Origin of the sequence: Pseudomonas siliginis (assembly GCF_024072275.1) — a bacterium.
In the GTDB taxonomy this organism is placed as follows: domain Bacteria; phylum Pseudomonadota; class Gammaproteobacteria; order Pseudomonadales; family Pseudomonadaceae; genus Aquipseudomonas; species Aquipseudomonas siliginis.
The window spans coordinates 3860646-3883672 of the sequence record NZ_CP099598.1 but is presented as its reverse complement, the minus strand read 5'-3'; the positions used below and the strand labels follow the sequence as shown (position 1 = coordinate 3883672).

Below are 23027 nucleotides of genomic sequence, written 5' to 3'. Positions count from 1 at the left end.
ACAGCAGCACAACGACCGCCCGCGAGGCGGTTTTTTTATGCCTGGAGGAAAGCATGGGCGCAGCAGCACAGATCGATATCCACGGCGAAAAGGGCGGCAGCAGCAAGCCGAAGTCGCCGACCGAAGCCAGCGACAGCCTGCGCTCGACCAACCTGGCCAAGCTGCTGATCGCCGTGGGCGAGGGTGAGTTCGACAGCGTCCCGACCGATTACGACATCTACCTGGACAACACGCCGATCCGCGATGCCAGCGGCAACTACAACTTCCCGAACGTGAAGTGGGACTGGCGCCCAGGCTCGGTGGATCAGACCTACATCCCGGGCATTCCATCTGTTGAGAACGAGACGTCGCTGAACATTGAGCTGCGCAGCGATTCGCCGTGGGTGCGCTCGATCACCAATACCCAGCTTTCCGCCGTGCGCATGCGCTTGGCCTGGCCAGCGCTGCAACGCTCGGATGACCAGGGCAACGTCGGCGGCTACCGGATCGAATACGCAATCGACGTGGCCACCGACGGCGGCGCTTATCAGCAGGTGCTGGTGGACGCAGTCGACGGCAAGACCACCACGCGCTACGAGCGCTCGCGCCGTATCGATCTGCCGGACGCTACCACTGGCTGGCAGATCCGTGTGCGCCGCCTGACGCCGAACCAGAACACCAACAAGATCGCCGACACCATGCTGGTGGCTGGTTACACCGAAGTCATCGACGCCAAGCTGCGCTACCCCAACACCGCGCTGCTTTACATCGAGTTCGACGCCGAGCAGTTCACCAACATCCCGGCGGTGACCGTGAAGTGCAAGGCGCGGCGCTGGATGGTGCCGAGCAACTACGACCCGATCCTGCGCACCTACACCGGGACGTGGGACGGCTCGATGAAATCGGCCTGGACCAATAACCCGGCATGGATCACCTACGGCATCTGCACCGAAGACCGCTTCGGGCTGGGCAAGCGCATCAAGCCGTTCATGGTCGACAAGTGGGAGCTGTACCGCATCGCCCAGTATTGCGACCAACTGGTGCCGAACGGACTGGGCGGCCAGGAGCCGCGCTTCCTCTGCGACATGAACCTGCAGGGCAAGGCTGATGCCTGGTCGCTGCTACGCGATATCTCGGCGATTTACCGAGGCATGACGTACTGGGCGCAGGGCCAGTTGGTGATGCAGGCGGACATGCCGCGCGCGCAGGACTTCGACTACGTCTTTACCCGGTCCAACGTGATCGATGGCAAGTTCTCGTATGGCAGCGCCTCGGCGAAGACGCGTTACACCCGGGCGCTGGTGAGCTACGACAACCCGGCGAACAACTACGACACCGACGTCATCCCCTTCGCTGACCTAGATCTCCAGCGCCGCTACGGCGACCGGCCGACCGAGCTGAGCGCCATTGGCTGCACACGCGCATCCGAGGCCCAGCGCCGGGGAAAGTGGGCGATCCTCAGCAACAACCAGGATCGCACCGTCTCGTTCAAAACTGGTATGGAAGGCGTTATCCCGCTGCCCGGGCACATCATCCCTGTGGCGGATTCGCTGCTGGCTGGTCGTGAAGTGGGCGGCCGGATCTCGGCGGTGGCGGGGCGGGTGATCACGCTCGATCGCGACACCCAGGCCAAGGCCGGTGATCGACTGATCATCAACCTCCCCGGCGGCCGCGCCGAAGGTCGGACCGTGCAGAGCGTCAATGGCCGCGCCGTGACTGTCACGGTTGCCTACAGCGAACCGCCGGCGGTGCAGTTGCAATGGGCGCTCGACGCGGACGATCTGGCAATCCCGCTGTATCGCGTGCTGCGCACCAAGCGCACCACCGAGGGCGATTACGAAATCAGCGCGCTCCAGTTCGAGCCGAGCAAGTTCGCTTTCATCGACACCGGCGCACGCCTGGAAGAACGCCCGATCAGCGTGATCCCGATCACCGTTGTGCCGGCTCCGGCGAGCGTGTCGCTGTCGTCGACTTCATCGGTCGTGCAGGGCCTGGCCGTGGCCACCATGACAATCACCTGGCCTGCGGTGGACGGCGCGGTCGGCTACGACGTCGAATGGCGCAAGGACAGCGGCAACTGGATCAAGCTGCAGCGCACCGGCATGACCAACGTTGACGTGGTCGGCATCTACGCCGGTGCTTATGTGGCCCGGGTGCGCGCGGTGAGCGCGTTCGATATCACGTCGCCGTGGCGCAACTCGATCCTGACCAACCTCAGCGGTAAGCAGGGGCTGCCGCCGGCGCTGGCGTTCCTGACTGCCACGCCGCTGTTGTTCGGCATCTATCTCAAGTGGGGCTTCCCTGCTGGCGCCGAGGACAGCCAGCGCACGGAGATCTGGTACGGGCCGACGACTGATCTGGAAGCAGCGACCAAGCTGACAGACCTGGCCTATCCGCAGAGCGATTTCTCCATGCTTGGCCTGCGCGCCGGCGTGACCTTTTACTTCTGGGGCCGGATCGTCGACAAGATCGGCAACATCGGGCCGTGGTATCCGATCGGCATCGGAGTGCAAGGGCAGTCCAGTTCTGACGCTGCGGCGATTCTGGAAATGATCGCGGGCGAGATCGGCCGTACCGAGTTGGGGCAAGACATCCTCGACGAGATCGACAAGATTCCGGGGCTTCAAGCGCAGATCGACGCGCTGGATGGGCTGAAGGGCTACGACCCCGAGGCGACCTACGAGGAATACGATCTGGTTGTGGTTGGCAAACGGATCTATCAGGCGACCGGCCCGGTGCCGAAGGATATGCCGCCGCCGAACCCTGCTTACTGGCTTGACGTCGGGCAAACCGTGCAAACCGCAAATGGCCTGGCTCAGCAGGTCGCAACGAACTCGTCGGATATCACCGAGCTCGACGGAGTGGTCACTGCCCAGGCAACAGCGTTTCAGGCACTCCGGGCTTCCTATCGCGACGAAGATGGCGAGGGTGAAGCGCAGGATGCTCTGCGCGGCTGGAATGCCACGACCAGCTTTGCCGAAGAGGTCAAGGTTCGGGCAACGCAGAACAGCGCACTGACGCAGCGGGTCACAACGCTTGATGCGGAAGTGGGCGAGAACTCGGCCAATCTGACTGAGCTCGAACAGACAGTCGCCACAAACGAAGAAGCCACAGCCACCAAAATCACGCAACTGACCGCCACGGTCGGAGAGAACACATCCGCCATTCAGGAAACCTCCGAGGCTTTTGCAGATCTCGACGGCAACCTGAAAACGATGTGGTCGGTGAAGATGTCGGTTACTGCGAATGGTCAGTACGTGGCAGCGGGCATCGGGTTGGGTATCGAGAACGTGAACGGTGTTTTCCAAAGTCAATTCTTGGTGGCTGCTGATCGGTTCGCCATCGTCAACACGATTGCGGGCGGTGCGATCTCGGTGCCCTTTGCGGTGCAGGGTGGCCAGGTCTTCATGAACTCGGCGTTCATCGCCGACGGCACGATCACCAACGCCAAGATCGGCAGTTACATCAGCTCGACCAACTACATTGCCGGCGTACAAGGCTGGATCCTCAACAAAGACGGAACGCTTGAAATCAACGGCATCGTGCCCGGTCAGGGGCGGCTGGTGATCAACTCGCTGAACGTCTCGGTCTACGACGCAAACAATGTACTGCGTGTCCGTCTTGGCTATCTGGGGTGAACTATGGCTTATGGAATGAGGATCTGGGGCGCTGATGGCGTACTTCAGGTCGATGAGAATTCATTCACCATTCGGGTGCTGTTCTCCGCGCTGGTCACGTTCGCTCTTGGGGCCAGCAAAGGGAATCAAGATTTCTCGGTTCCTGGCATATCGCCGGGCAACGGGACGGCAATCGTGGTTCCCATCGGCGCATACCCAGATTCGCAAATGCAATTTGAAACTGAAGTCCTCGACGGCTTGGTGCGGGTTTACAACCACACGCGCACCTATGCCGCCAGCTTCACGTCGTCTGGCACTATGCGGTTGATCGTAATGAGGTGGGGTTGATGGCTTTTGGACTGCAATACACCAACAACACCAACACAGTGGTCATCGATTCTGAGTTCGCCAGGCTAATGGTGATCTCCACCGGCAGGTTTGCTCCCACGGAAGAGGGAGGTCTTGGGTCGACGACTTATTTCGTTCGCCCCGTGATTTCGCAGGAGCCACCCTTGGTGTTCGTGCGACCCGACACTGTTGGCGGCGTTGCTGGCCTGTGCAGGATGCGGCTTATCGGTTCGCCGGGGAACTGGATCGGCTTTTATGTTCGGGCGTATGACGCAAATACCGCTCAACCGAACGGGCGCTACTTCGTTGCAGCTTTCGCTGCGCAGCCGGTGGCGCAATACGGCATGCGTCTCTGGGATGGTGCGGGGAAGTTGCTTTTTGATTCGGGCACACCCAACGCGACATTCAGCCGGGCTTTCCAGAACTGGAACTACGTCAAATATGACACCACCCCACAAGGGCTGACACGAATCTACTACTCGGTACCGTTCAACTTTCCGCAAAACGAATACATGCTGCTGAACAACTTCGGCATGCCGATGACTTCCGGCAGCGGTATTCCCCGAGAACTCTATTGCTGGTGGGACTTTACCAATAGCACGCTCTACGCAATCACCATTGCGGCGTCGAACCCGTCTGCGTTCTTCCTGCCCGCCGTCTTCGCAAAAATCGCTGCTTAAGCCCTCAAAGGAAAATATCCATGACCTGGTACAAATCAGGAACGGTCTCTGTTGCCCAAAATTCCAATGCGGTGATGGGTGTCGGCACGGCTTTCATCGCGAACTCACGTGTTGGTGATGCTTGGATCGGCCCAGATAGTGGGCTGTACGAGGTCACCAACATCGCGAGCGATACCGCTCTATCGATCTCGCCGCCGTACAAAGGATCTACGGTCGCGGGCGGAACCTACGCCCTCGCACCGATGCAGGGCTATTTGAAAGCCACCGCCGACGCGCTCCGCCAGGCATCGCTTGAGGTGGGCGATGCGCTCGATGGATTGGAGGAGAGCGTGCAGTCGGCGGCTGAGTCGGCTGCGGCCGCGTTTTCTTCCAAAAACACGGCAGCTCAGTCGGCAGCCGCTGCTGGTCAATCCGAAACTGCATCGTTGGATTATAAAAATGCGGCGGGTCTTTCGGCAAACGCGGCGGCGCAGTCCGAAGCGGCATCGCTTAACTATAAGAATGCTGCCGGTACGTCCGCAACCAACGCCGGACAATCGGAACAGGCTGCCCTTGGTTACAAGGACGCTGCGGCAAACTCAGCACTCAGCGCCGCTGCTTCGGCCGGAGCAGCTGCAGCGCTCGGCGTTGGCCGGGGCTACATCGACGGACTAACGCTCGGCTGGGTGTCAGCTACGTCGATAAGCGTTGGAGCGGGCAGTGCGTACATCCCGTCGGTCAACAAGGTTGTTAGTTACGCAGGCGGCACTTTCACGCCATCGGGGGCGGCCAACAGCTTTATCCATGTTTACCTGACCGCTGCCGGCGATATCGAGCAGGCCGCCACGGTGCCTTTACGTTATTACAACCAGGCACACCAGAAAACAGGGGACAACTCACGCCGTTACATCGGCTCGCTGCTGGTAGGAGCGGCGAACAACATCTACAAGTTTCATCACCATCCGCTCGATTCGTCGATGAGTTACACGTTCGGCAACCCATCCATAGCGCCGTTCCGAATTCTCAATGGGGTAACAGGGATCGGCAGCGTCAGCACAGCGGCAAGCTGCCCGACGACAGCGCACACGTTGGCCGGTTCTTTCCAGACAAGCTCGGGCGGTATCGCGCAGTTCACGCCATCCGACGCTGGCACGGCGGCGTCGGTAGGGTGGCAGGTGTTCGTTTCAGCGGGGACGGTGCAGAACGGAACCTGCCGTATCGCTGACGATAGGACCATCACCTATTGGACGTCTTCTTCGAACCTCGCCTACATCTACACGCTCGGCTACTACTTCGACAGGTGACGAATATGCCTTATGCAATTACAGCTACCGGCTGGAGAGCGATTAACCCCGACATGGAGCTGCAGGACGGGGAAACTTTCGCTGAGGAGATTCCGCAGTGGCTCATAAATGCGAGTGCCGCTGCGGATGCGCTGCGCGAGGTATCACGCATTGAGGAGGAATGGCGAGCTACCGAGATTTTGGAGATCAACGACCAGTTGATGGCGCTGGAGGAGGGGGCCGACGCGCTTCCGGGTACGCGTGAACAGTGGCTGGCCTACCGAACCCGAGTCAGGAACTGGAAGGAAGGGGCAGAGGGATTCCCCGAACCAGCCAACAGGCCGTGGCGCCCAGCCGCATAAGCCAACCGCAACCTGCCATTGAGCGGGTATTTTTTTGCTTGGAGAAAAGCACATGCCTGTAAACGAACGAGATCGCGACATCCTCGCGCGCACGCTGTGGGGCGAAGCTCGCGGCGAAGGGACTGCCGGCCAGATTGCCGTAGGATGGACGATCCGCAACCGCGTGTTCGACGGAAAGGAGAAGTCGTGGTGGGGGGAGGGGTATGCCGGCGTGTGCCAGAAGCCGTACCAGTTCAGTTGCTGGAACAAGACCGACCCGAACTATCAATTCCTTATCGGCGTGAAAGAGATCCCGTTCCGCGAGCTGGCGCAATGTCGGATCGCTGCTGACCAGGTGATCGACGGCAAGGTGCCTGACCCAACTGGCGGCGCCACTCATTACTACGCCACCAGCATCAAGGCGCCGGCTTGGGCGGCGAAGGCCAAGCAGACACTCAGGCTTGGCCACCACATCTTCTTCAAGGATGTACCTTGATCAGTTGCGGACGAACAGCTCTTACACAAAAGGCGTATCAGCATAGAATACTGTTTGCCCATACAGCCCCGAGCCGACCATGAACGCCCCTGACCATCTCGAAATATCCCTCGATCAATTACTGAACATTCGAGATCCCGGTACTTACCTGGTGATGTGCGAGGGCGACAGCATGAAAGGCGCCGGCGTTTTCAGCGGCGATTTGCTAGTGGTGGACAGGGGGCGAGAGGCAGTTGCTGGCAACATTGTCATCGGCGTAGTCAACCAGGAGCCAGCAGTGAAGTTTCTCAGCTACGTGCACGGCCGGCCTGTCCTGAGGTCGGCCAACCGTGGCTACCCGGATCGGCACATCCTCGAAGGCGACACATTTGAAGTGTGGGGCGTGGTCACTCACAGCATCCGTGATCACCGGCAATCCGCTTAAGCTCGCTCGGGCGTCACCAGATCAGCCCACTCCTGCATCATTGCCCGTCGCTGTTCGAGATAGGAAGCATGGTTGTAAACGTCTCGGATGAAGCTGCTGTCTGCGTGCGCAAGCTGACGCTCGATCCAGTCTCGGTTATAGCCCCTCCCGTTCATCTCGGTTGAAAAGAGATGGCGGAAACCGTGTGGAGACTGCTTTCCGGTCAGGCCGCAGGCATCCAGAACGTTGTTGGCATAGTTGGTGCCGATCGGCATCGTCGAGTCACTGCGATTGACGAAAACGTAACGAAGGTGGCCCGTGATCGGCAGCATTGCTTTCAAAAGATCAACCGCTTGAGTAGGTAGAGGCACCGAGTGGTCTCTGCGCATTTTCATTTTGGCGGCGGGGGTCGTCCATACGGCGGCATCTAGATCAATCTCCGACCATTCGGCGCGACGCACCTCTCCGGGGCGGGACGCGGTGTAGATCATCAACATGAATGCCGCGCGAAGCTGCTGGCCTGAAGATGATTCTTGAACAGCAGCTATCGTTTTCGGCATTTCGCTGAGTGGCAGGAAGGGGTGAGGCTTGTGCTGGCCCATGCGCTCAGTGACTGCGTGCATCTCTGCGGTAGGGTTGACGTCAATCAAGCCAATTGCAATGGCATAGCTGAAAACCTGGCCTGTTCGCTGACGCACCTTGACGGCGGTGGCCACCGAGCCGCGCTTCTCAATCTTGCGTATCAAGCTGATGACGTCAGCGCGCTTGATGGAGTCGATCTGCCGTGTGCCGAACACCGGCAGTACATCCAGTTCCATCAAGTTGCTGATGATTCGGTATGTCCCAGGCGAAATGCTCCCCTTCCTGAATGCCAGCCACTCGTCGTAAACACGACGAAAGGTCCGGCCCCAGGCCTCGATCATCTCGGCCTTCTTCTCCCTTCTCGAATTGCGCGGGTCGATCCCGCTGGCAATGTCTTCCCGTGCAGCGTCTCGACGCGCGCGCGCTTCCTTAAGGCCTGTATCCGGGTAAGTCCCGAATGAAATCCGCGCCTGTTTACCAAGCCAAGTAAATCGAAAGTGCCAGCTTTTTATGCCGCTGGTGGCTATATAGAGGGAAAGCCCCAAGGAGTCGGCGATTGTGTATGCCTTGTCCTTCGGCTTGGCCTGCCTGGCCGCAGTGTCCGAGATTGCCACTAGTACATCCTCTGCTTTCAATTCTCAATGTACTGGATGATGTACTAAGTCTTTGCCACTGGGAAGGTATCGCACGGTACAGCTTGGTACATGAATGTCGTGTAAAGCAGCGGTTTTGTGGGGAGTTGTGAAACGGAGGGGTTTTAGGCGGGAGGCTACCGTGGAATCTTTGAAGATTTCCACGGTATTTTCGGCTCTGTTCAGATGGCGTTCGCCGCAGCGATTCGGGCAGGCGGCGAGTTTATCAGCTTGTCTTTGGCCGTGCTGACTAAAGGGTCAGCAAGCGGTCGGCGAGGCGTCCGTTGGCCGTCAGCTCGAGGAATTCGTCACCCAGTCTCCGGCTCTCGTCCATCGCCGTGTGCCAGTATTTCTGCCGGCCCGGCGCATCGCCCATGAAGCGTTTGAAGTCGTTGCGATCGGGCAGCTTGCCGTAGGGCAGGCGCGCCAGATATTCCTTCGATGGCGCGACCAGCAGCACATCCTGCAGACGCTGCACCGAAGCGCGGCGCCATGGCAGCGTCTTGTCGAACCAGCCGGGAATCACCCGATCGGTGAAGTGCGGATACAGCACGATGCCGTCGCCGCTGTAGGGCAGGTCGAGGTGGTAGTCGAGCAAACCGCCGTCACGGAACGTACCCGCGCCGGCGCCGGGCAGGTCGCGCACGCCTTCCATCACCATCGGAATCGACCCGGAAGCGAGCAGGGCCTGGCGCAGGTTGCCGGTATTGAGCGCAACGAAACGCGAGGGGAAATCGGTCAAGGCATCAAGCGGCGGCGCCAGGCGTGGATCGTGGATGATCAGCCGCTCAAAGTGTCGCGACAGCCGTGCACGGCCGCGCAGGTTGTCGGCGATCACCGAACCCAGCGCCAGACCGAGGCGTCCGCGATGGTCTTCGGCGAGGCGGCCCTGGCTTTTCACCACCATGATGTTCAAGCGGTAATCGGCGTTCTCGAGGATGCTCGCATCGCGGCCGTCGAGCAGGTCATTGAGCATGCGCTGCGAGCTCTGGCTGATCTCGGCCATGGTCACGCCTTTGTTGAAATGCTGCTCGGCGTACAGCTCACCGAGGCGGCGAATGCCTTCGGTGGCGACCGGCAGGCAGGCGCTGGCGAAGCGCCAGGAACCCACCGAGGCGCCGATCAGCGAACGCTCACGCGGCGCATCCGGCAGCCACTCGCCGAACAACGCCAGATCCAGCCCCTGAATCCCCAACGCCTTCGGCCCACCGGCCGCACCGGGCAGGGTGCCGACGTCAGCGGCGTGCAATCCCTGCGCACGAATCCGCGCCATGGCCCGTGGGCCGGCCTTGAGGGTGAGGGCGGGAAACTTGATGTGGATGGCGGTCATACCGGTCTCGATCGTTAGCAAGCTGGCGATTATAAGCACATGTTGCAGGCCCATGTAGGAGTGAGCCTGTCCCACAAACGGGGCAGACGCAAAACCAGTGTGGGAGCGAGCCTGCTCGCGAAAGCGGCGGGTCAGAAACATCGCTGCAGCTGACACTCCGTCTTCGCGAGCAGGCTCGCTCCCACAGGGAATCTTGCCAACAGTGGGGCACAATGATGGCCATTCAGTTTCAGTTAAGTTGACCTCGCTATGGTGCCCACCGTAAGCAACATATAAGAATTCGGAGACACCATGAAAACCCTGACTGCCCTGACCACTGCCTCGATCCTCGGCCTTGGCGCCAACACTGCGCTGGCGCGCGATCTCGGGCCTGACGAAGCGCTTCGTTTGCGAGACGCTGGTACTATCGTCTCCTTCGAGAAGCTCAACGCCATCGCGCTGGAAAAACACCCCGGTTCGGAAATCACCGAGACCGAGCTGGAGGAAGAGTACGGCAAGTTCATTTACCAGATCGAACTGCGCGACCCGAAAGGGCTGAAGTGGGATCTGGAGTTGAACGCGGTCGATGGTGAAGTGCTCAGGGATCATCAGGATACGTAATGAAGCTGAATAGTCGCGCCACCCGCCTGACGGCGCTGGCGCTGGTGTTGTTGTGCAGTACGGCCATGGCTCGCGACCTCGATCAGGACGAGGCGCTGGCCCTGCGTCGCGATGGTGTGATCCTGCCGCTGGAGCAAGTGCTGCAGCAGGCCATGGATCGCTACCCCGGCGCCAAACTGCTGGAAGTCGAGCTGGAAGAAAAACACGACGTGTACATTTACGAAGTCGAATTGCTGACGGTCGAAGGCGTGGCGCGCGAGCTGCACCTGAAGGCCGATACCGGCGAGTTAGTCAAAGACAAGGAAGATTGATCGATGCGTTTGCTTCTGGTGGAAGACCACGTACCGCTGGCCGACGAATTGCTCGCTGGCCTGCAGCGCCAAGGCTACGCGGTGGATTGGCTGGCCGATGGTCGTGATGCGGTGTATCAGGGCAGCAGCGAGCCCTATGACCTGATCATCCTCGATCTCGGCCTGCCCGGCGTGCCGGGGCTGGACGTGTTGGCGCAGTGGCGCGCGGCCGGTCTGGCGATTCCGGTGCTGATCCTTACCGCGCGCGACTCCTGGGCCGAGCGCATCGAAGGGCTGAAGGCCGGCGCTGACGATTACCTGACCAAACCGTTCCACCCGGAAGAACTGTACCTGCGCATTCAATCGCTGCTGCGTCGCTCCAAGGGCCAGTCCAACCAGCCGACCCTGCAAGCCGCCGGCCTGCATCTGGACGAAGGCCGCCAGTGCGTGGTTCGCGACGGCGCCGACATCCAGCTGACCGCCGCTGAATTCCGCCTGCTGCGCTATTTCATGCTGCACCCCGAGCAGATCCTCTCGAAAAGCCACCTCGCCGAACACCTCTACGACGGTGAGACCGAGCGTGACTCCAACGTCCTCGAAGTCCACGTCAATCACCTGCGGCGCAAGCTCGGCAAAAGCGTGATCGAAACCCGTCGCGGTCAGGGATACCTGTTCGGCGGACAAGCTTCATGAGATCAATCCAGCGCCGTCTGAGCTTGGGTCTGATCAGCGTGATGGTGGTGGTCGGTCTGGTGCTGGCGCAAACCAGCCTGTGGTTGTTCGAAGTCGGTTTGCAGCGCTACCTCGAAGCCGGCCTGCGCAACGACAGCGAAAGCCTGCTGGTGGCGCTGGTGCGCGGCCCGCAAGGTTTGCAATTGGATGAGCGGCATCTGTCGCCGGCCTATCAGCGGCCGTTTTCCGGGCATTACTTTCGCATCGATTTCTCCGACAGCCACTGGCGTTCGCGCTCGCTGTGGGATCAGGAACTGCCGCTGCTGCAGCACCCGGGGCTGCACAGCAACCTGCAACTAGGCCCGGGCGGGCAACGCTTGCTGATACTGCGCTCGGACTATCGACGCCTGGGTCAGTCGATCTCGATCAGCGTCGCCCAGGATTACACGCCGGTCAGCGACAGTTTCCAGCGCATGCGCCAGATCGGCCTCGGTCTGGGGCTGGCGGCGTTGCTTCTGATTCTGTTCCTGCAACGCCTGACCGTACGCCGCGCCCTTAAACCGCTGGAACGCGCGCGCGAGCAGATCGCTCAGTTGCAGCAGGGCCAGCGCTCGCAACTCGACGATCAGGTGCCGGTGGAGCTGGAGCCGCTGGTGGCGCAGATCAACCATTTGCTCGCCCACACCGAAGACAGCCTCAAGCGCTCGCGCAATGCCCTGGGCAACCTTGGCCACGCGCTGAAAACCCCGTTGGCGGTGCTGCTCAGCCTGGCCTCCAGCGACAAGCTCGATGACCATCCCGAGCTGCGCAGGATCCTCAAGGAACAACTGGAGCAGGTGCAGCAGCGCCTCAATCGCGAACTCAATCGCGCGCGGTTGTCGGGGGATGCGCTGCCCGGCGCGTTGTTCGATTGCGATGCCGAGCTGCCAGGGTTGCTGGCGACCTTGAACATGATTCACGGCGAGCATCTGGCCCTGAGCTACGTCGCACCGCCGGGTTTGCAGCTGCCGTGGGACCGCGAGGACTTGCTCGAACTGCTCGGTAACCTGCTCGACAACGCCTGCAAATGGGCCGATGCCGAGGTGCGCTTGAGTGTGATCGAAAGGTCTGACGGCTTTGCCCTGAGCGTGGAAGATGACGGCCCGGGGATTCCCGAAGAGCAGCGCACTCAGGTGTTCAGCCGTGGCACGCGGCTGGACGAGCAGACCCACGGGCATGGGCTCGGCCTTGGGATCGTGCGGGATATTGTCGAAACGTGGGGTGGCTTGCTGGTGTTGGGCGAAAGCGAGTGGGGCGGGTTGAAAGTGGTGATTGAACTGCCTAAGCGCTAATTGCCAAAACACCCTACATCCCCTGTGGGAGCGAGCCTGCTCGCGAATGCAATCTGTCAGATAAATGTTCGCTGACTGATACGACGCTTTCGCGAGCAGGCTCGCTCCCACATTGGGTTTTGCGGTGGATTCTAGACCCGAAACTGATCCATCAACCGCTGTTGCTGATTCGCCAGGCTATTGAGCGACTGACTGACCCGCGCCGACTCGTTCGCCTGCCCGGACAGCGATTCGGTCACATCGCGAATCGTCGCCACGTTGTTATTGATCTCCTCAGCCACCGCGCTCTGTTCTTCGGCAGCACTGGCGATTTGCAGGTTCATGTCGCTGATCACGGTCACCGCATCGCCGATCTGCCGCAGCGCCGTCACCGCCTGGCCCACCTGCTCAACGCTGCCCTGGGCCTGACGATGGCTGTTGCCCATCGAACCGACCACTTCCTGCGTGCCGTTCTGCAATTGCTCGATGACCTGGCGGGTTTCCTCCACCGACTCCTGAGTGCGGCGCGCGAGGTTGCGCACTTCGTCGGCGACCACGGCAAAACCGCGTCCGGCTTCACCGGCGCGGGCGGCTTCGATGGCGGCGTTGAGTGCGAGCAGGTTGGTCTGCTCGGCGATGGCGCGGATGGTTTCCAGCACCGTGCCGATTTTCTCGCTGTTGGCGGCCAGGCCTTCGACCTGAACCATCGCTGCGCTCATGTCGGCGGCGAGGGTGTCGATGCTCGCGGTGGTGTGGTCGATCACGGTCAGACCCTGGCGGGTGGCGCGGTCGGCGTCCTTGGCGGCTTCGGCGGCCTGGGCGGCACTGCGCGCGACGTCCTGGGCGGTGGCGCTCATTTCATGGGACGCGGTGGCGACCTGATCGACCTGACGGTATTGCTGCTCCATGCCGGCGCTGGTCTGGGTGGCGATGGCCGAAGACTGGTCAGCAGTGTTGCGCGCGTCCTGCACCGAGCGTTTTACCTCGGCAATGATCGGCTGCAACTTGTCGAGGAACTTGTTGAACCAACCGGCCAACTGGCCGAGCTCGTCCTGCTTGTCGTAGGCCAGACGCCGGGTCAGGTCGCCTTCGCCGCTGGCGATGTCTTCAAGCATGTGCGCCACACCGAGGATCGGCTTGGTCACGCTGCGCGCCATCAGCCACACCAGCAGCAGACCGATCAGGGCGGCGAACAGGCCGAGGCTCAGTTCGATCAGCGTGCCTGAGGTATTGCTCGCATCCAGTTGCTGCTTGAGCGCTTCGGCACGGCTGACCAGGACTTTCTCCGGCACATCGAGCAATACGCCCCACGCCGGTCCATCGGGAATCGGCTGGAACGGCGACAGCACTTTCAACTGGCCGTTGCTGTGCAGGCTGCTCACGCCAGTGCTCGAGGCGAGCAGGCGCAGCAACTCGCTGCCGCTGGCCTGATCCACCGCATCCAGGCGCTGGCTGAGTTTGCCGGCATCCGGGCTGTAACCGGCGAGCAGGCCGGCGGGGCTGACAATACTGACGGCGGTCTGACCGTCGTAAAGCTTGCGGCTGGCGTTCTGGCTGATCGCTTGCAGGCTATTGAGGTTGATGTCGACCGACAGCGAGGCGATGACTTTGCCATTGACCTGCAGCGGGAAGACGATGCTGGTCATCAGCACTTTCTGGCCGTCGATGACATAGAAGTACGGCTCGATCACGCAGGGTTTGAGCGTGGTGCGCGGGCAGGTGAACCAGGCATTCGCAGCCTGACCGCTGGGGCCGGTGCTGGTGTCGCTCATGTCGCTTTCCGGCAGCGCCATCGAAGTGACTTTGCCCGGGGTCGGCTGCGACCAGTACAGGGCGAAACGGCCCTTGTCGTTGCTGCCCAGCTCAGCCTGATCGGCGAACAGTTCGTCCTTGCCGTCCAGCGCATTGGCTTCGAACACCAGCGACAGGCCGAGCAGGTCCGGGTTGGCTTGCAGCGCGGATTTGACCTGACGGGTCATGTCCTCGCGCAGGTCGAAGGCATCGAGAAAGCGCTTCTCGGCCTGCTCACGCAAAAACAGTACCTGCCGCGAGAAACCGTGGCCGTACTGATAGGCGTCCATGAATTGCTGACGAATGCCGGCGGCCTGCACTTCACCTTGCGATTCGATCCGCGCCTGCGCCGACTCGGTGAGCATCTCCATGCTCGAGGCCTTGACCAGCGCCGAGCTGTGTTCCATGCGATACAGCGAAAGACCGACCAACAGGGTCACGATACCGGCCAGGCAGAGGCCGGCGAGCAGGGTGATTTTCCACTGGATGGAAAGTTGTCTGAGCGACATGGAAAACATCCTTATCCGATAAATATCTGAGACTTTGCACTGTAGCGGCCGCGTTTCGGCTTTCTTTATGCCGTGAGCGCAATATGACCGATTGCCGCATGCGGGGCCTGTGGTCCTGTGGTCCTGTGGTCCTGTGGTCCTGTAGTCCTGTAGTCCTGTGGCGAGGGGATTTATCCCCGTTCGGCTGCGAAGCAGTCGTGACACCTGCCTACAGGATTGATTTAAAGTTTGCCGGGGGCGGCTTCGCCACCCAACGGGGATAAATCCCCTCGCCACAGGGCTTTGACAGCGCCGCCACTCTGCGGCACAGTGCGCGCCCTCTAACAAGACCCTCTGTACAAATCCGCCGGCCAACCCCGGGCGGACTCATCCTGTCTGGCGGTGTGTTTCCACCCGCAGTGTTTTTTGAGGTAGTGAAATGAATGCAGTCATAGCAGCCGTCGGCGTCATGCTGATCCTCAGCCTGTCGCGCGTGCATGTGGTGATCGCGCTGATCGTCGGGGCGCTGGTCGGTGGCCTGACCGGCGGTCTGGGCATCGACGCAACACTCAAGGCGTTCAACAGCGGCCTGGGCGGCGGCGCGACGGTGGCGTTGTCCTACGCCTTGCTCGGCGCGTTCGCCGTGGCGATTGCCAAATCCGGTCTGGCCCATGCGCTGGCCGACAAGGCCCTGGCCATGGTGGATCGGCAGCACGCAACCGGCGGCGGTAACGTCAAATGGCTGCTGATCGGCCTGCTGTGGGTGGTGGCGATTGCCTCGCAGAACATCCTGCCGATCCATATCGCGTTCATTCCGCTGCTGGTGCCGCCACTTCTATATGTACTGACCAAGCTGCAACTCGATCGCCGTCTGATCGCCTGCGTCATGACCTTTGGCCTGATCACCCCGTACATGTTTCTGCCGGTGGGTTTCGGCAACATCTTCCTCAACGAAATCCTGCTGGCCAACGTCGCCCGCAGCGGTGTCGACATCAGCGGCATCAATGTCACCCACGCCATGGGCATTCCGGCGCTGGGCATGGTTTTCGGACTGGCGATCGCGTTCATCAGCTACCGCAAGAAGCGCGTTTATGACCTGGCCAAAATCGAACAGGTCGAGCAGACGGCGGTGCACTACAACCCGCTGAGCCTGATGATCGCCGGTGTGGCCATCGCTTCGGCATTCGTGGTGCAGTTGCTGCTGGACTCGATGATTATCGGCGCTCTGGTCGGCTTCCTGATTTTCTCGGTGTCGGGCATCGTCAAATGGCGCGAGACCGATGACCTGTTCACCGAAGGCATGAAAATGATGGCGATGATCGGCTTCATCATGATCGCCGCCTCAGGTTTTGCCGAAGTGATGAAGGCCACCGGGCAGGTGCAGACGCTGGTCGAATCGTCGGCGGCCTGGATCAATCACAGCAAAGGCGTCGGGGCTTTGTTGATGCTGCTGGTGGGCTTGCTGGTGACCATGGGCATCGGTTCGTCGTTCTCCACCGTGCCGATTCTGGCGGCGATTTTCGTGCCGTTGTGCGTGCAACTGGGCTTCAGCCCGATCGCCATCGTCTGCATCGTTGGCACTGCCGGTGCGCTGGGCGATGCCGGTTCGCCGGCCTCGGACTCGACCCTCGGCCCGACCTCGGGCCTGAACATCGACGGCCAGCATCACCACATCTGGGACACCGTCGTGCCGACCTTCCTGCACTACAACCTGCCGCTGCTGGTGTTTGGTTGGGTTGCGGCGATGGTTCTCTAAAAAATCCACAATTGCCCCATGTGGGAGCGAGCCTGCTCGCGAAGGCGTCGTGTCAGTCGACACACAGGTTGCTGAGCCAACGCTTTCGCGAGCAGGCTCGCTCCCACAGGGGGGGGCGGCGATGTTTCAAGACTCAACTTTTGCCCCGGCGTGCCGTTAAAGCCTTTAACCACGCCAACAAAATCAAAAGAGTGAGTCCCCCGATGCGCCTGAGTCTCAAGGCTAAAGTCCTGTCCCTTGCCGTTCTGCCGGTGCTGCTCTTTGCGCTGGTCATCAGCGTGACCACGCTGTTCATCCTCCAGGAACAGGCGCGCAAGGAGGTCGAACAGACCCGCGAGCGGCTGCTCAGCGACGCCAAGGCCACCCTGCAAAGTTACGTCGCCGTGGCCATGACCACGATCAAACCGCTGTACGACGCCGCCGCACCGGGCGACGACGCGGCGCGGGCGCAGGCGATCAAGTTGCTCTCGGGCATCCGCTACGGCAAGGACGGCTACTTCTTCGGCTACGACTCCGAAACCGTGCGCCTGTTCAAGGCCAACGATCCCGATGGCGTGGGCAAAAGCTTCAAGGACAACCGCGATCCGAACGGCGTCTACGTCAACCTCGGCCTGGTCAAAGTGGCCAAGGACGGCACCCACTATCTGCAATACAGCTCACCGCTGCCGGGTAACGCCAAGGTGCTGGTGCCGAAACTCGGCTACACCGAATACCTGCCGAAGTGGGACATGGCGGTCGGCACCTCGGTCAACCTCGACGGCATCGAAGCGCAAGTGGCGCAGGTCGAGGCGCAAGTGCAGGAGCGCGTGCAAGGCGTGGTGCTGAGCATCGTCGGCGTTGCGGTGCTGGTGCTGTTGGTGATCGCGGCAGCGGGCATGCTGCTGGCCAACACCATTCTGCGCCCGCTGACCCTGATGAAAGCCAACCTCGACGACATCGCGGCGGGCGAGGGCGACCTGACCCGGCGCCTGAACATCACCAGCCAGGACGAACTCGGCGAACTGGCCGGCTCGTTCAATCGTTTCGTCGACAAGATCCACGGCCTGGTGCGGCAGATCACCGAGATGACCACGCAACTGACCGGTCTGGTCACCCAGGTCTCGGAACAGGCGCAGCGTTCCGATCAGGCCATGGAGCGTCAACGCCACGAAACCGATCAGGTCGCCACGGCGATCAACGAAATGTCCGCCGCCGCCCAGGAAGTCGCCAAGAGCGCACAGAACGCCGCCGTCGCCGCTCAGCAGACCGACGAAGAAGGCCAGAGCGCCAAGCGCGTGGTCGCGGGCAGCATCAAACAGATTCATGCGCTGGTCGACGACATCCGCAACAGCGGCGTGTCGCTGGACAGCCTGCAGCAGGACGTCAGTTCGATCGTCGGCGTGCTTGGGGTGATTCGTTCGATTGCCGAGCAGACCAACCTGCTGGCGCTCAACGCCGCGATCGAAGCGGCGCGCGCCGGTGAGGCCGGGCGCGGGTTTGCGGTGGTTGCGGACGAAGTACGCGCGCTGGCCAGCCGCACGCAGATCAGCACCCAGGAAATCCAGGGCATGATCGACCGCTTGCAAGCGGGCACGCAGCAGGCGGTCGAAGCGATGCGGCGTTCCAGCGAGGCCGGCGACGGTACTTCGCAGCAAGCCAATCAGGCCGGTGCATCGCTGGATGCCATGGCGCAGTTGATCGCGACGATCAACTCGATGAACGCGCAGATCGCCAGCGCAGCGGAAGAGCAGACGGCGGTGGCCGAAGAGATCAACCGCAGCGTGCATCAGATTGCGGTGGCGGTGGACAGCGTCGCCGATGAAACGCAACTGGGCGCGCAAACGTCGCGCAGTCTGGCGGAGCTGGGGCAGCGGTTGGGCAAGCTGGTGGGGCAGTTCCGTATCTGATGGCCTGAAAAGCCCCTCACCCTAGCCCTCTCCCAGAGGGAGAGGGAACCGATTGGGGAATATTGCGGGATTACGCCGACCTGAAAGTCCTGCTTTGAATCCATAATCGACGCGGTTTTTCAGGTCGATGCAGTAGGTGGGACACCTCGGCCGGTTCCCTCTCCCTCAGGGAGAGGGCTAGGGTGAGGGGGCTCTTGATCTTCAGGCTCTGTCCCAATAGGGAATCTCGCCAAAGCACTCGACAAAAAAATCAATTACCGTCCTCACCTTCACCGACAGCCGTCGGCTCCCCGGCCACAGCACGGCGATCTGCTGCGGTTCCAGGCTGTTCGAGACCTGATATTCCCCCAGCACCGGCACCAGTGTGCCTTCGCGCACCGCTTCGCCAATCAGCCACGACGGAAACATCACCAGCCCGAGGCCTTGCTGAGCGGCCTGGGTCAGGGTGTCGGCGTGGTTGCCGGTGATCGGGCCTCTGACCGTGTATGGCGTCCAGTCCTCGCCGTCGCGGCGGAAAAACCAACGCTGCTGACCGGCCGCGCCTTTATAGGCCAGGCACTGATGTTGCGCGAGTTCGTCCGGGTGCTGCGGCGTGCCGTGGCGTTTGAGGTAGGCCGGGCTGGCGGCGACCTGAAAACGGTGCGGCGCCACAATGCGTGCCTGCATGCTCGAATCGTGCAGCGCGCCGATGCGAAACAGCAGGTCGGCGCCTTCCTGTAGCGGGTCGATGTAATGGTCGGTTTGCTGGATATCCAGTTGCAGCTTCGGATAGCGCGCGCAGAGCTCGCCCAGCCAGGGCGTCAGATGGCGTTGGCCGAACACCACCGGGGCGTTGATGCGCACCAGTCCGGTGGGTTCGCTTTGCTGCTCCTGCAACGCCTGCTCGGCCTCTTCCAATTGCACCAGCAGTAACCGCGCATGGTGGCCGAGCGTGCGCCCGGCTTCAGTCGGCGTGACGGCGCGGGTGTGGCGGTAGAGCAATTGCTGGTTCAGCGCCTGTTCCATCAACTGGATCTGCCGCGAAATGGAGGAGGGCGCGACCCCTTCGCGGCGGGCGACTTCGGAAAAACTGCCGTGGTCGAGGACCGCCACAAACAGCCTTAACGCTTTGAATCCGAGTTCGTTGAGCCCGTGCATGCCGTGTCTCGCTGTGCGTGTTGCGCAAAAGTGTTGTCCGGATGCTCCCATTTATCGCACAGCGGCGCCAGCCGATAATCCGCGCCATTGTTTTTGAGTGTGGAAGGTTATGTATGCAGACGTTGGATGAAGGGGTGGTTGCTGCACCGGTGAAAAGATCGGTGTTGCGTCTGCTGTTGCTGCCACTGGTAATTCTCGCTGGCATGGGCTTGTCGGTAGAAGCCGGATTGCTCGGGCCGCTGGGTGAGCAGGTCGGGCATTTGTGGGCGACTTTGAGCATCTTCGGCGTGGGTTCGGCGATCCTGTTTTTGCTCCTGCTGTTTGCCGGCCCACAGAAAGGTCCGGCGCTGACCGAACTGCCGCGCTGGCAATTGATCGGTGGTTTTCTCGGGCCGATCTACGTGGTGGTGCTGACGCTGGCGACGCCGCACATCGGCATTGCCATGACGATGATTGCGATTTTGTCCGGTCAGGTCGGCAAGAGTGTGCTGATCGACCATTTCGGCTGGTTCGGCGCGACGCGCAAGAAGGTCAACGGCGAGCGCTGGCTGGCGTTGGGCTTGATTGTGGTGGCTTTGGTTCTGATTGCGCGGGGGTGAATGATGGGTCTGGTGATTTTGTTGGCGGTGGTGGTATTGGCCGGTGCGGTGTTGAGTGTGCAGGCCGCGATCAATGGTTGTCTGGGTGAAACGGTCGGTGTGCTGCGCTCCAGTCTGCTGACATTTGCGGTGGGCGCGGTGGTGACCGGGTTGTTGATTCTGTTTTTCGAGCCGGCGCAGGCGGTGAGTCTGCTTGAGGTGCCGAAGTGGCAGTTGACCGGGGCGCTGTTTGGTGTGGTGTACATGATGGTGATGGTTGGCGCGGTGCCGGTGGTCGGGACGGCTGTGGCGACGGTGGCGGTGATTGTCGGGCAGTTGGGGATGGGGATGTTGATCGACAATTTTGGCTGGTTGGGGAATCCGGCGATCGGCTTGTCTCCGAGTCGGATGTTGGCGATGGTGTGTCTGGCGGTGGCTTTGGTGTTTATGTATCGGAGTTCGCGGCAGGCGCAGTGATTTTATTTGTTTGACTGTGTACATATCCGTTGCTGCGGGTGTTGCTGATTACGGTTCCGCTCTTACAGCGGGTCACTTTTTCAGACGCCAAAAAGTAACCAAAAGGCTTGGCCCCGGCGTTCGGCCCGCTCGCTGGGGCTCGGGGTTCCTTCGCTGCGGGATCGATCCTGGCGCAGCGGCTCCGGTTTGCTTCGCTGCACCTACACTCGCTGTGTTTGGCTGCGCCAAACGGTCGCTGCGCTCCCACGCCCGGATCGATCCCTTCGCTCAGCCTGCCGATGGGGCCGGCACGGCAAGATCAAGGGCGGTACTCGAGCTTGCGCTCATTGTGTGTAGGAGCTGCCGAAGGCTGCGATCTTTTGCTTTTGCTGTTTTGTTGGAGCGAGCCTGCTCGCGAAAGCCATCTCTGCGTCGCCCAATCTCTCAACAGTTGGCCAGCCTGCAACACCACCTTCTACACTGTCCCTTATGGCTTGATCGCAAGCCTCAGACAACCACCACGCAAGGAGTCTGTCCCATGTCCGATAAAAAATGCGACTGCCCGGGCTGCAACTGCACGATCAAAGAAGGCGAACATTCTTACGCTGTACACGGTAAACACTATTGCTGCGAGGCTTGCGCTCATCACCACAAACACGGTGAAGAATGTGCGATGAAGGGCTGCGGTTGCGCTCATCCGAAATAAGCGGGGCAAAAAAAAGTGGAGCCTAATCAGGCTCCACTTCCATTTTCAGACTGTCGTCTTCCTGTCGTTCAAAGTGCCTCACCGTACCTTGCAGTGTTCGCCCTTCGACCTTGACCACCACAACCTTGGCTTGGTGGAGGTCTTCCGGTACCGGTGCCTGGACGCACAAGGTGAAGCGGTAAGGGTCATCCGCGACCGTTTCCAGTGCGACTGCGCAATTCACCGTTTTGGTGATCTGGCCGAAGAAGGTGGTCAGGCCGTAGTCCAGTCGGGCCGTGTGATAAGTGTCGGTCATCGGTCGATTCCCCCTGTCGATTGCCAAGCCTGCGGTGGAGGCGGTGGGGTCAGTTGGTCTGGCGCCAGGTGACGTTTTCCAGACCGAATTTTTCTGCCATCGGTTTGCTGGTCTTTTGCACTTTCTCGCGGCCGAAGCGCGGGATGCGACCCACGCCCGCGTCGCAGCTTGCCCAATGCCAGGCTTCGGCGTTGTCCATTTTGTCCGAGCGGATAATGAACGACTTGGGGGTGCCATGCAGTGTGTAGTCGATGACGTAAAGTTTTGCGTTGTTCATAAAGCCCGAATTCCTCCCTGTGGTATTAAACGGATCGCGCTGTGCCGGGAAAATTCATTCGGATTGTCCGACGGTATCTATCGTTGGCGAGTGCGCGGCGTGCTGGTTACCATGGCGGCTTCGCCAACCCCCTGTGAATGCTCGCCATGGCCCTCGCCGCGCCCCCTGATCTGACCGACACCGATGTGCCCGTGCAACCGCTGGCGCGGACCTATCCGCGTGGTTTGTTCATCGAGCCGCACGAGCATGTCTGGGGGCAGTTGCTGTATGCGATGAGCGGGGTGATGTGGGTCGAAACCCCGCACGAAGCGCTGGTGGTGCCGCCGCAGCGGGCGGTGTGGTTGCCGCCGGGGGTGCCGCACGGGATTCGGGTGGTGTCGGATTTGCAGATGCGCAATATCTACCTGCGCCCGGCGCTGGCGGCGACGCTGGATGCGACGGTGCAGGTGATCGAGGTCGGTGGTTTGCTGCGAGAGTTGATCGTCGGGCTGGTGGCGCAGGGCGATGCCGGCGAGGCTGAGTATTACGACGCACTGGTCGGGCTGGCGTTGCTGGAGCTGCGCCGGGCCAGGCGTTCGCAGTTGAAGATTCCACTGCCGGACGAGTCCGACCGGCGTTTGATGAATCTGTGTCAGGCCGTGATGGCCGCGCCGTCGCTGGAGATCCCGTTCGAGCAGCATGCGGAAAACGCCGGGGCCAGCGTGCGCACCCTGGCGCGCTTGTTCAAGGACAGCCTCGGCATGGGCTTCGCCGAATGGCGGCGCCAGGTACAGTTGGCGACGGCGGTGGCAGCATTGATTCAGGGCGTGGCGGTGAGCGTCATTGCTCGCGAACTGGGTTATTCACCGAGCAGTTTCAGCGACATGTTTCGCCGGGAGCTTGGCGTAGCGCCTTCGCAATTCTCGGCAACTTGAACAGATCCATGTGGGAGCGAGCCTGCTCGCGAAAGCTTTGCACCAGGCAATGAAGTGCTGACTGGAAGACCGCATTCGCGAGCAGGCTCGCTCCCACACGGTTCTATGGCGGCTGCAGAAGGTTTGTCCGAAATTCAGAAGTCCTTGGCCGATACCGCTCCGCCCGTTTCCCTAGACTCTGCCCATCACTTATCGCGGCGG

Annotated in this window: 23 protein-coding genes and 1 pseudogene; 17 read left to right on the top strand and 7 right to left on the bottom strand. The window is 61.1% G+C overall.

Annotation, left to right across the window (positions count from 1 at the left end):
* Nucleotides 1-53 precede the first annotated feature (53 nt).
* The 7 genes from NF676_RS17765 to NF676_RS17735 all read left to right on the top strand — a co-directional run bounded on the left by NF676_RS17765 (nt 54) and on the right by NF676_RS17735 (nt 7147).
* Nucleotides 54-3617 carry a TipJ family phage tail tip protein gene (locus NF676_RS17765; protein ID WP_252886488.1) on the top strand — a complete coding sequence of 1188 codons (3564 nt, stop codon included), beginning with the start codon at nt 54-56 and terminating at the stop codon, nt 3615-3617.
* A gap of 15 nt (nt 3618-3632) precedes the next feature.
* A complete protein-coding gene (locus NF676_RS17760; RefSeq protein ID WP_252887976.1) occupies nt 3633-3944 on the top strand; it encodes a hypothetical protein in 312 nt (103 codons plus the stop codon).
* Entirely contained in the window at nt 3944-4624 is a 681-nt protein-coding gene (locus NF676_RS17755) for a hypothetical protein (RefSeq protein WP_252886487.1), read from the top strand. The genes NF676_RS17760 and NF676_RS17755 overlap by 1 nt, the downstream gene beginning before the upstream one ends.
* Nucleotides 4625-4644: 20 nt before the next feature.
* Nucleotides 4645-5907 carry a hypothetical protein gene (locus NF676_RS17750; protein ID WP_252886486.1) on the top strand — a complete coding sequence of 421 codons (1263 nt, stop codon included), beginning with the start codon at nt 4645-4647 and terminating at the stop codon, nt 5905-5907.
* Between the two features lie 5 nt (nt 5908-5912).
* Entirely contained in the window at nt 5913-6248 is a 336-nt protein-coding gene (locus tag NF676_RS17745; protein ID WP_252886485.1) for a hypothetical protein, read from the top strand.
* Nucleotides 6249-6300: 52 nt separating this feature from the next.
* Complete coding sequence (locus NF676_RS17740; RefSeq protein WP_252886484.1) at nt 6301-6723, top strand: cell wall hydrolase; 423 nt, start codon at nt 6301-6303, stop codon at nt 6721-6723.
* 79 nt (nt 6724-6802) lie between these two features.
* Nucleotides 6803-7147, top strand: coding sequence for a LexA family protein (locus NF676_RS17735; protein WP_252886483.1), 345 nt, complete (start codon nt 6803-6805; stop codon nt 7145-7147).
* Here the strand turns inward: NF676_RS17735 and NF676_RS17730 are convergent.
* Together NF676_RS17730 and NF676_RS17725 are read right to left on the bottom strand one after the other, a co-directional pair.
* Nucleotides 7144-8322 (bottom strand): tyrosine-type recombinase/integrase, encoded by a 1179-nt coding sequence (locus NF676_RS17730; protein ID WP_252886482.1) that lies wholly within the window; start codon nt 8320-8322, stop codon nt 7144-7146. The genes NF676_RS17735 and NF676_RS17730 overlap by 4 nt on opposite strands.
* Before the next feature lie 268 nt (nt 8323-8590).
* Nucleotides 8591-9670 carry a patatin-like phospholipase family protein gene (locus NF676_RS17725; protein ID WP_252886481.1) on the bottom strand — a complete coding sequence of 360 codons (1080 nt, stop codon included), beginning with the start codon at nt 9668-9670 and terminating at the stop codon, nt 8591-8593.
* Nucleotides 9671-9961: 291 nt separating this feature from the next.
* Between NF676_RS17725 and NF676_RS17720 the strand changes: the two genes are divergently transcribed.
* Genes NF676_RS17720 through NF676_RS17705 form a run of 4 tightly spaced genes read left to right on the top strand, consistent with a single transcriptional unit; the run spans nt 9962 to nt 12563 of the window.
* A complete protein-coding gene (locus NF676_RS17720; RefSeq protein ID WP_016775414.1) occupies nt 9962-10270 on the top strand; it encodes a PepSY domain-containing protein in 309 nt (102 codons plus the stop codon).
* A complete protein-coding gene (locus tag NF676_RS17715) occupies nt 10270-10581 on the top strand; it encodes a PepSY domain-containing protein (protein WP_016775413.1) in 312 nt (103 codons plus the stop codon). Before NF676_RS17720 ends, NF676_RS17715 begins: the two co-directional genes overlap by 1 nt.
* A 3-nt stretch (nt 10582-10584) precedes the next feature.
* Nucleotides 10585-11253, top strand: a complete 669-nt coding sequence (locus NF676_RS17710; protein ID WP_252876626.1) for a response regulator transcription factor — start codon at nt 10585-10587, stop codon at nt 11251-11253.
* Nucleotides 11250-12563 (top strand): sensor histidine kinase, encoded by a 1314-nt coding sequence (locus tag NF676_RS17705; protein WP_252886480.1) that lies wholly within the window; start codon nt 11250-11252, stop codon nt 12561-12563. Before NF676_RS17710 ends, NF676_RS17705 begins: the two co-directional genes overlap by 4 nt.
* Nucleotides 12564-12694: 131 nt before the next feature.
* Here the strand turns inward: NF676_RS17705 and NF676_RS27800 are convergent, their stop codons facing one another.
* On the bottom strand, nt 12695-13399 hold the full coding sequence (locus NF676_RS27800) for a methyl-accepting chemotaxis protein (protein ID WP_431078557.1): 705 nt from the start codon (nt 13397-13399) through the stop codon (nt 12695-12697).
* Nucleotides 13400-13600: 201 nt separating this feature from the next.
* A pseudogene (locus tag NF676_RS27795) lies at nt 13601-13657 on the bottom strand (hypothetical protein); the annotation flags it as partial.
* 1603 nt (nt 13658-15260) lie between these two features.
* On the opposite strand from NF676_RS27795, the gene NF676_RS17695 reads away from it, so the two are divergent.
* Together NF676_RS17695 and ctpM are read left to right on the top strand one after the other, a co-directional pair.
* Complete coding sequence (locus NF676_RS17695) at nt 15261-16577, top strand: Na+/H+ antiporter family protein (protein WP_056791374.1); 1317 nt, start codon at nt 15261-15263, stop codon at nt 16575-16577.
* Between the two features lie 203 nt (nt 16578-16780).
* On the top strand, nt 16781-18463 hold the full coding sequence (gene ctpM, locus NF676_RS27900; RefSeq protein ID WP_016775408.1) for a methyl-accepting chemotaxis protein CtpM: 1683 nt from the start codon (nt 16781-16783) through the stop codon (nt 18461-18463).
* 201 nt (nt 18464-18664) lie between these two features.
* Here ctpM and NF676_RS17685 read toward each other — a convergent pair whose 3' ends face one another.
* Nucleotides 18665-19600, bottom strand: a complete 936-nt coding sequence (locus NF676_RS17685; RefSeq protein ID WP_252886479.1) for a LysR family transcriptional regulator — start codon at nt 19598-19600, stop codon at nt 18665-18667.
* A 113-nt stretch (nt 19601-19713) separates the two neighbouring features.
* Here NF676_RS17685 and NF676_RS17680 point away from each other — a divergent pair, with 113 nt between their 5' ends.
* The 3 genes from NF676_RS17680 to NF676_RS17670 all read left to right on the top strand — a co-directional run bounded on the left by NF676_RS17680 (nt 19714) and on the right by NF676_RS17670 (nt 21340).
* Nucleotides 19714-20199: a DMT family transporter gene (locus tag NF676_RS17680; RefSeq protein WP_016775407.1), complete on the top strand. Its 486-nt coding sequence runs from the start codon at nt 19714-19716 to the stop codon at nt 20197-20199.
* A 3-nt stretch (nt 20200-20202) separates the two neighbouring features.
* Complete coding sequence (locus NF676_RS17675; RefSeq protein WP_252886478.1) at nt 20203-20655, top strand: DMT family transporter; 453 nt, start codon at nt 20203-20205, stop codon at nt 20653-20655.
* A 517-nt stretch (nt 20656-21172) separates the two neighbouring features.
* Nucleotides 21173-21340, top strand: a complete 168-nt coding sequence (locus NF676_RS17670; RefSeq protein WP_016775405.1) for a metallothionein — start codon at nt 21173-21175, stop codon at nt 21338-21340.
* A gap of 22 nt (nt 21341-21362) precedes the next feature.
* Here NF676_RS17670 and NF676_RS17665 read toward each other — a convergent pair whose 3' ends face one another.
* Nucleotides 21363-21635 (bottom strand): hypothetical protein, encoded by a 273-nt coding sequence (locus tag NF676_RS17665; RefSeq protein ID WP_056791362.1) that lies wholly within the window; start codon nt 21633-21635, stop codon nt 21363-21365.
* A gap of 49 nt (nt 21636-21684) precedes the next feature.
* Nucleotides 21685-21912 carry a DUF6555 family protein gene (locus NF676_RS17660; RefSeq protein ID WP_016775403.1) on the bottom strand — a complete coding sequence of 76 codons (228 nt, stop codon included), beginning with the start codon at nt 21910-21912 and terminating at the stop codon, nt 21685-21687.
* Nucleotides 21913-22049: 137 nt separating this feature from the next.
* Here NF676_RS17660 and NF676_RS17655 point away from each other — a divergent pair, with 137 nt between their 5' ends.
* A complete protein-coding gene (locus tag NF676_RS17655) occupies nt 22050-22826 on the top strand; it encodes an AraC family transcriptional regulator (protein WP_252886477.1) in 777 nt (258 codons plus the stop codon).
* Nucleotides 22827-23027 lie beyond the last annotated feature (201 nt).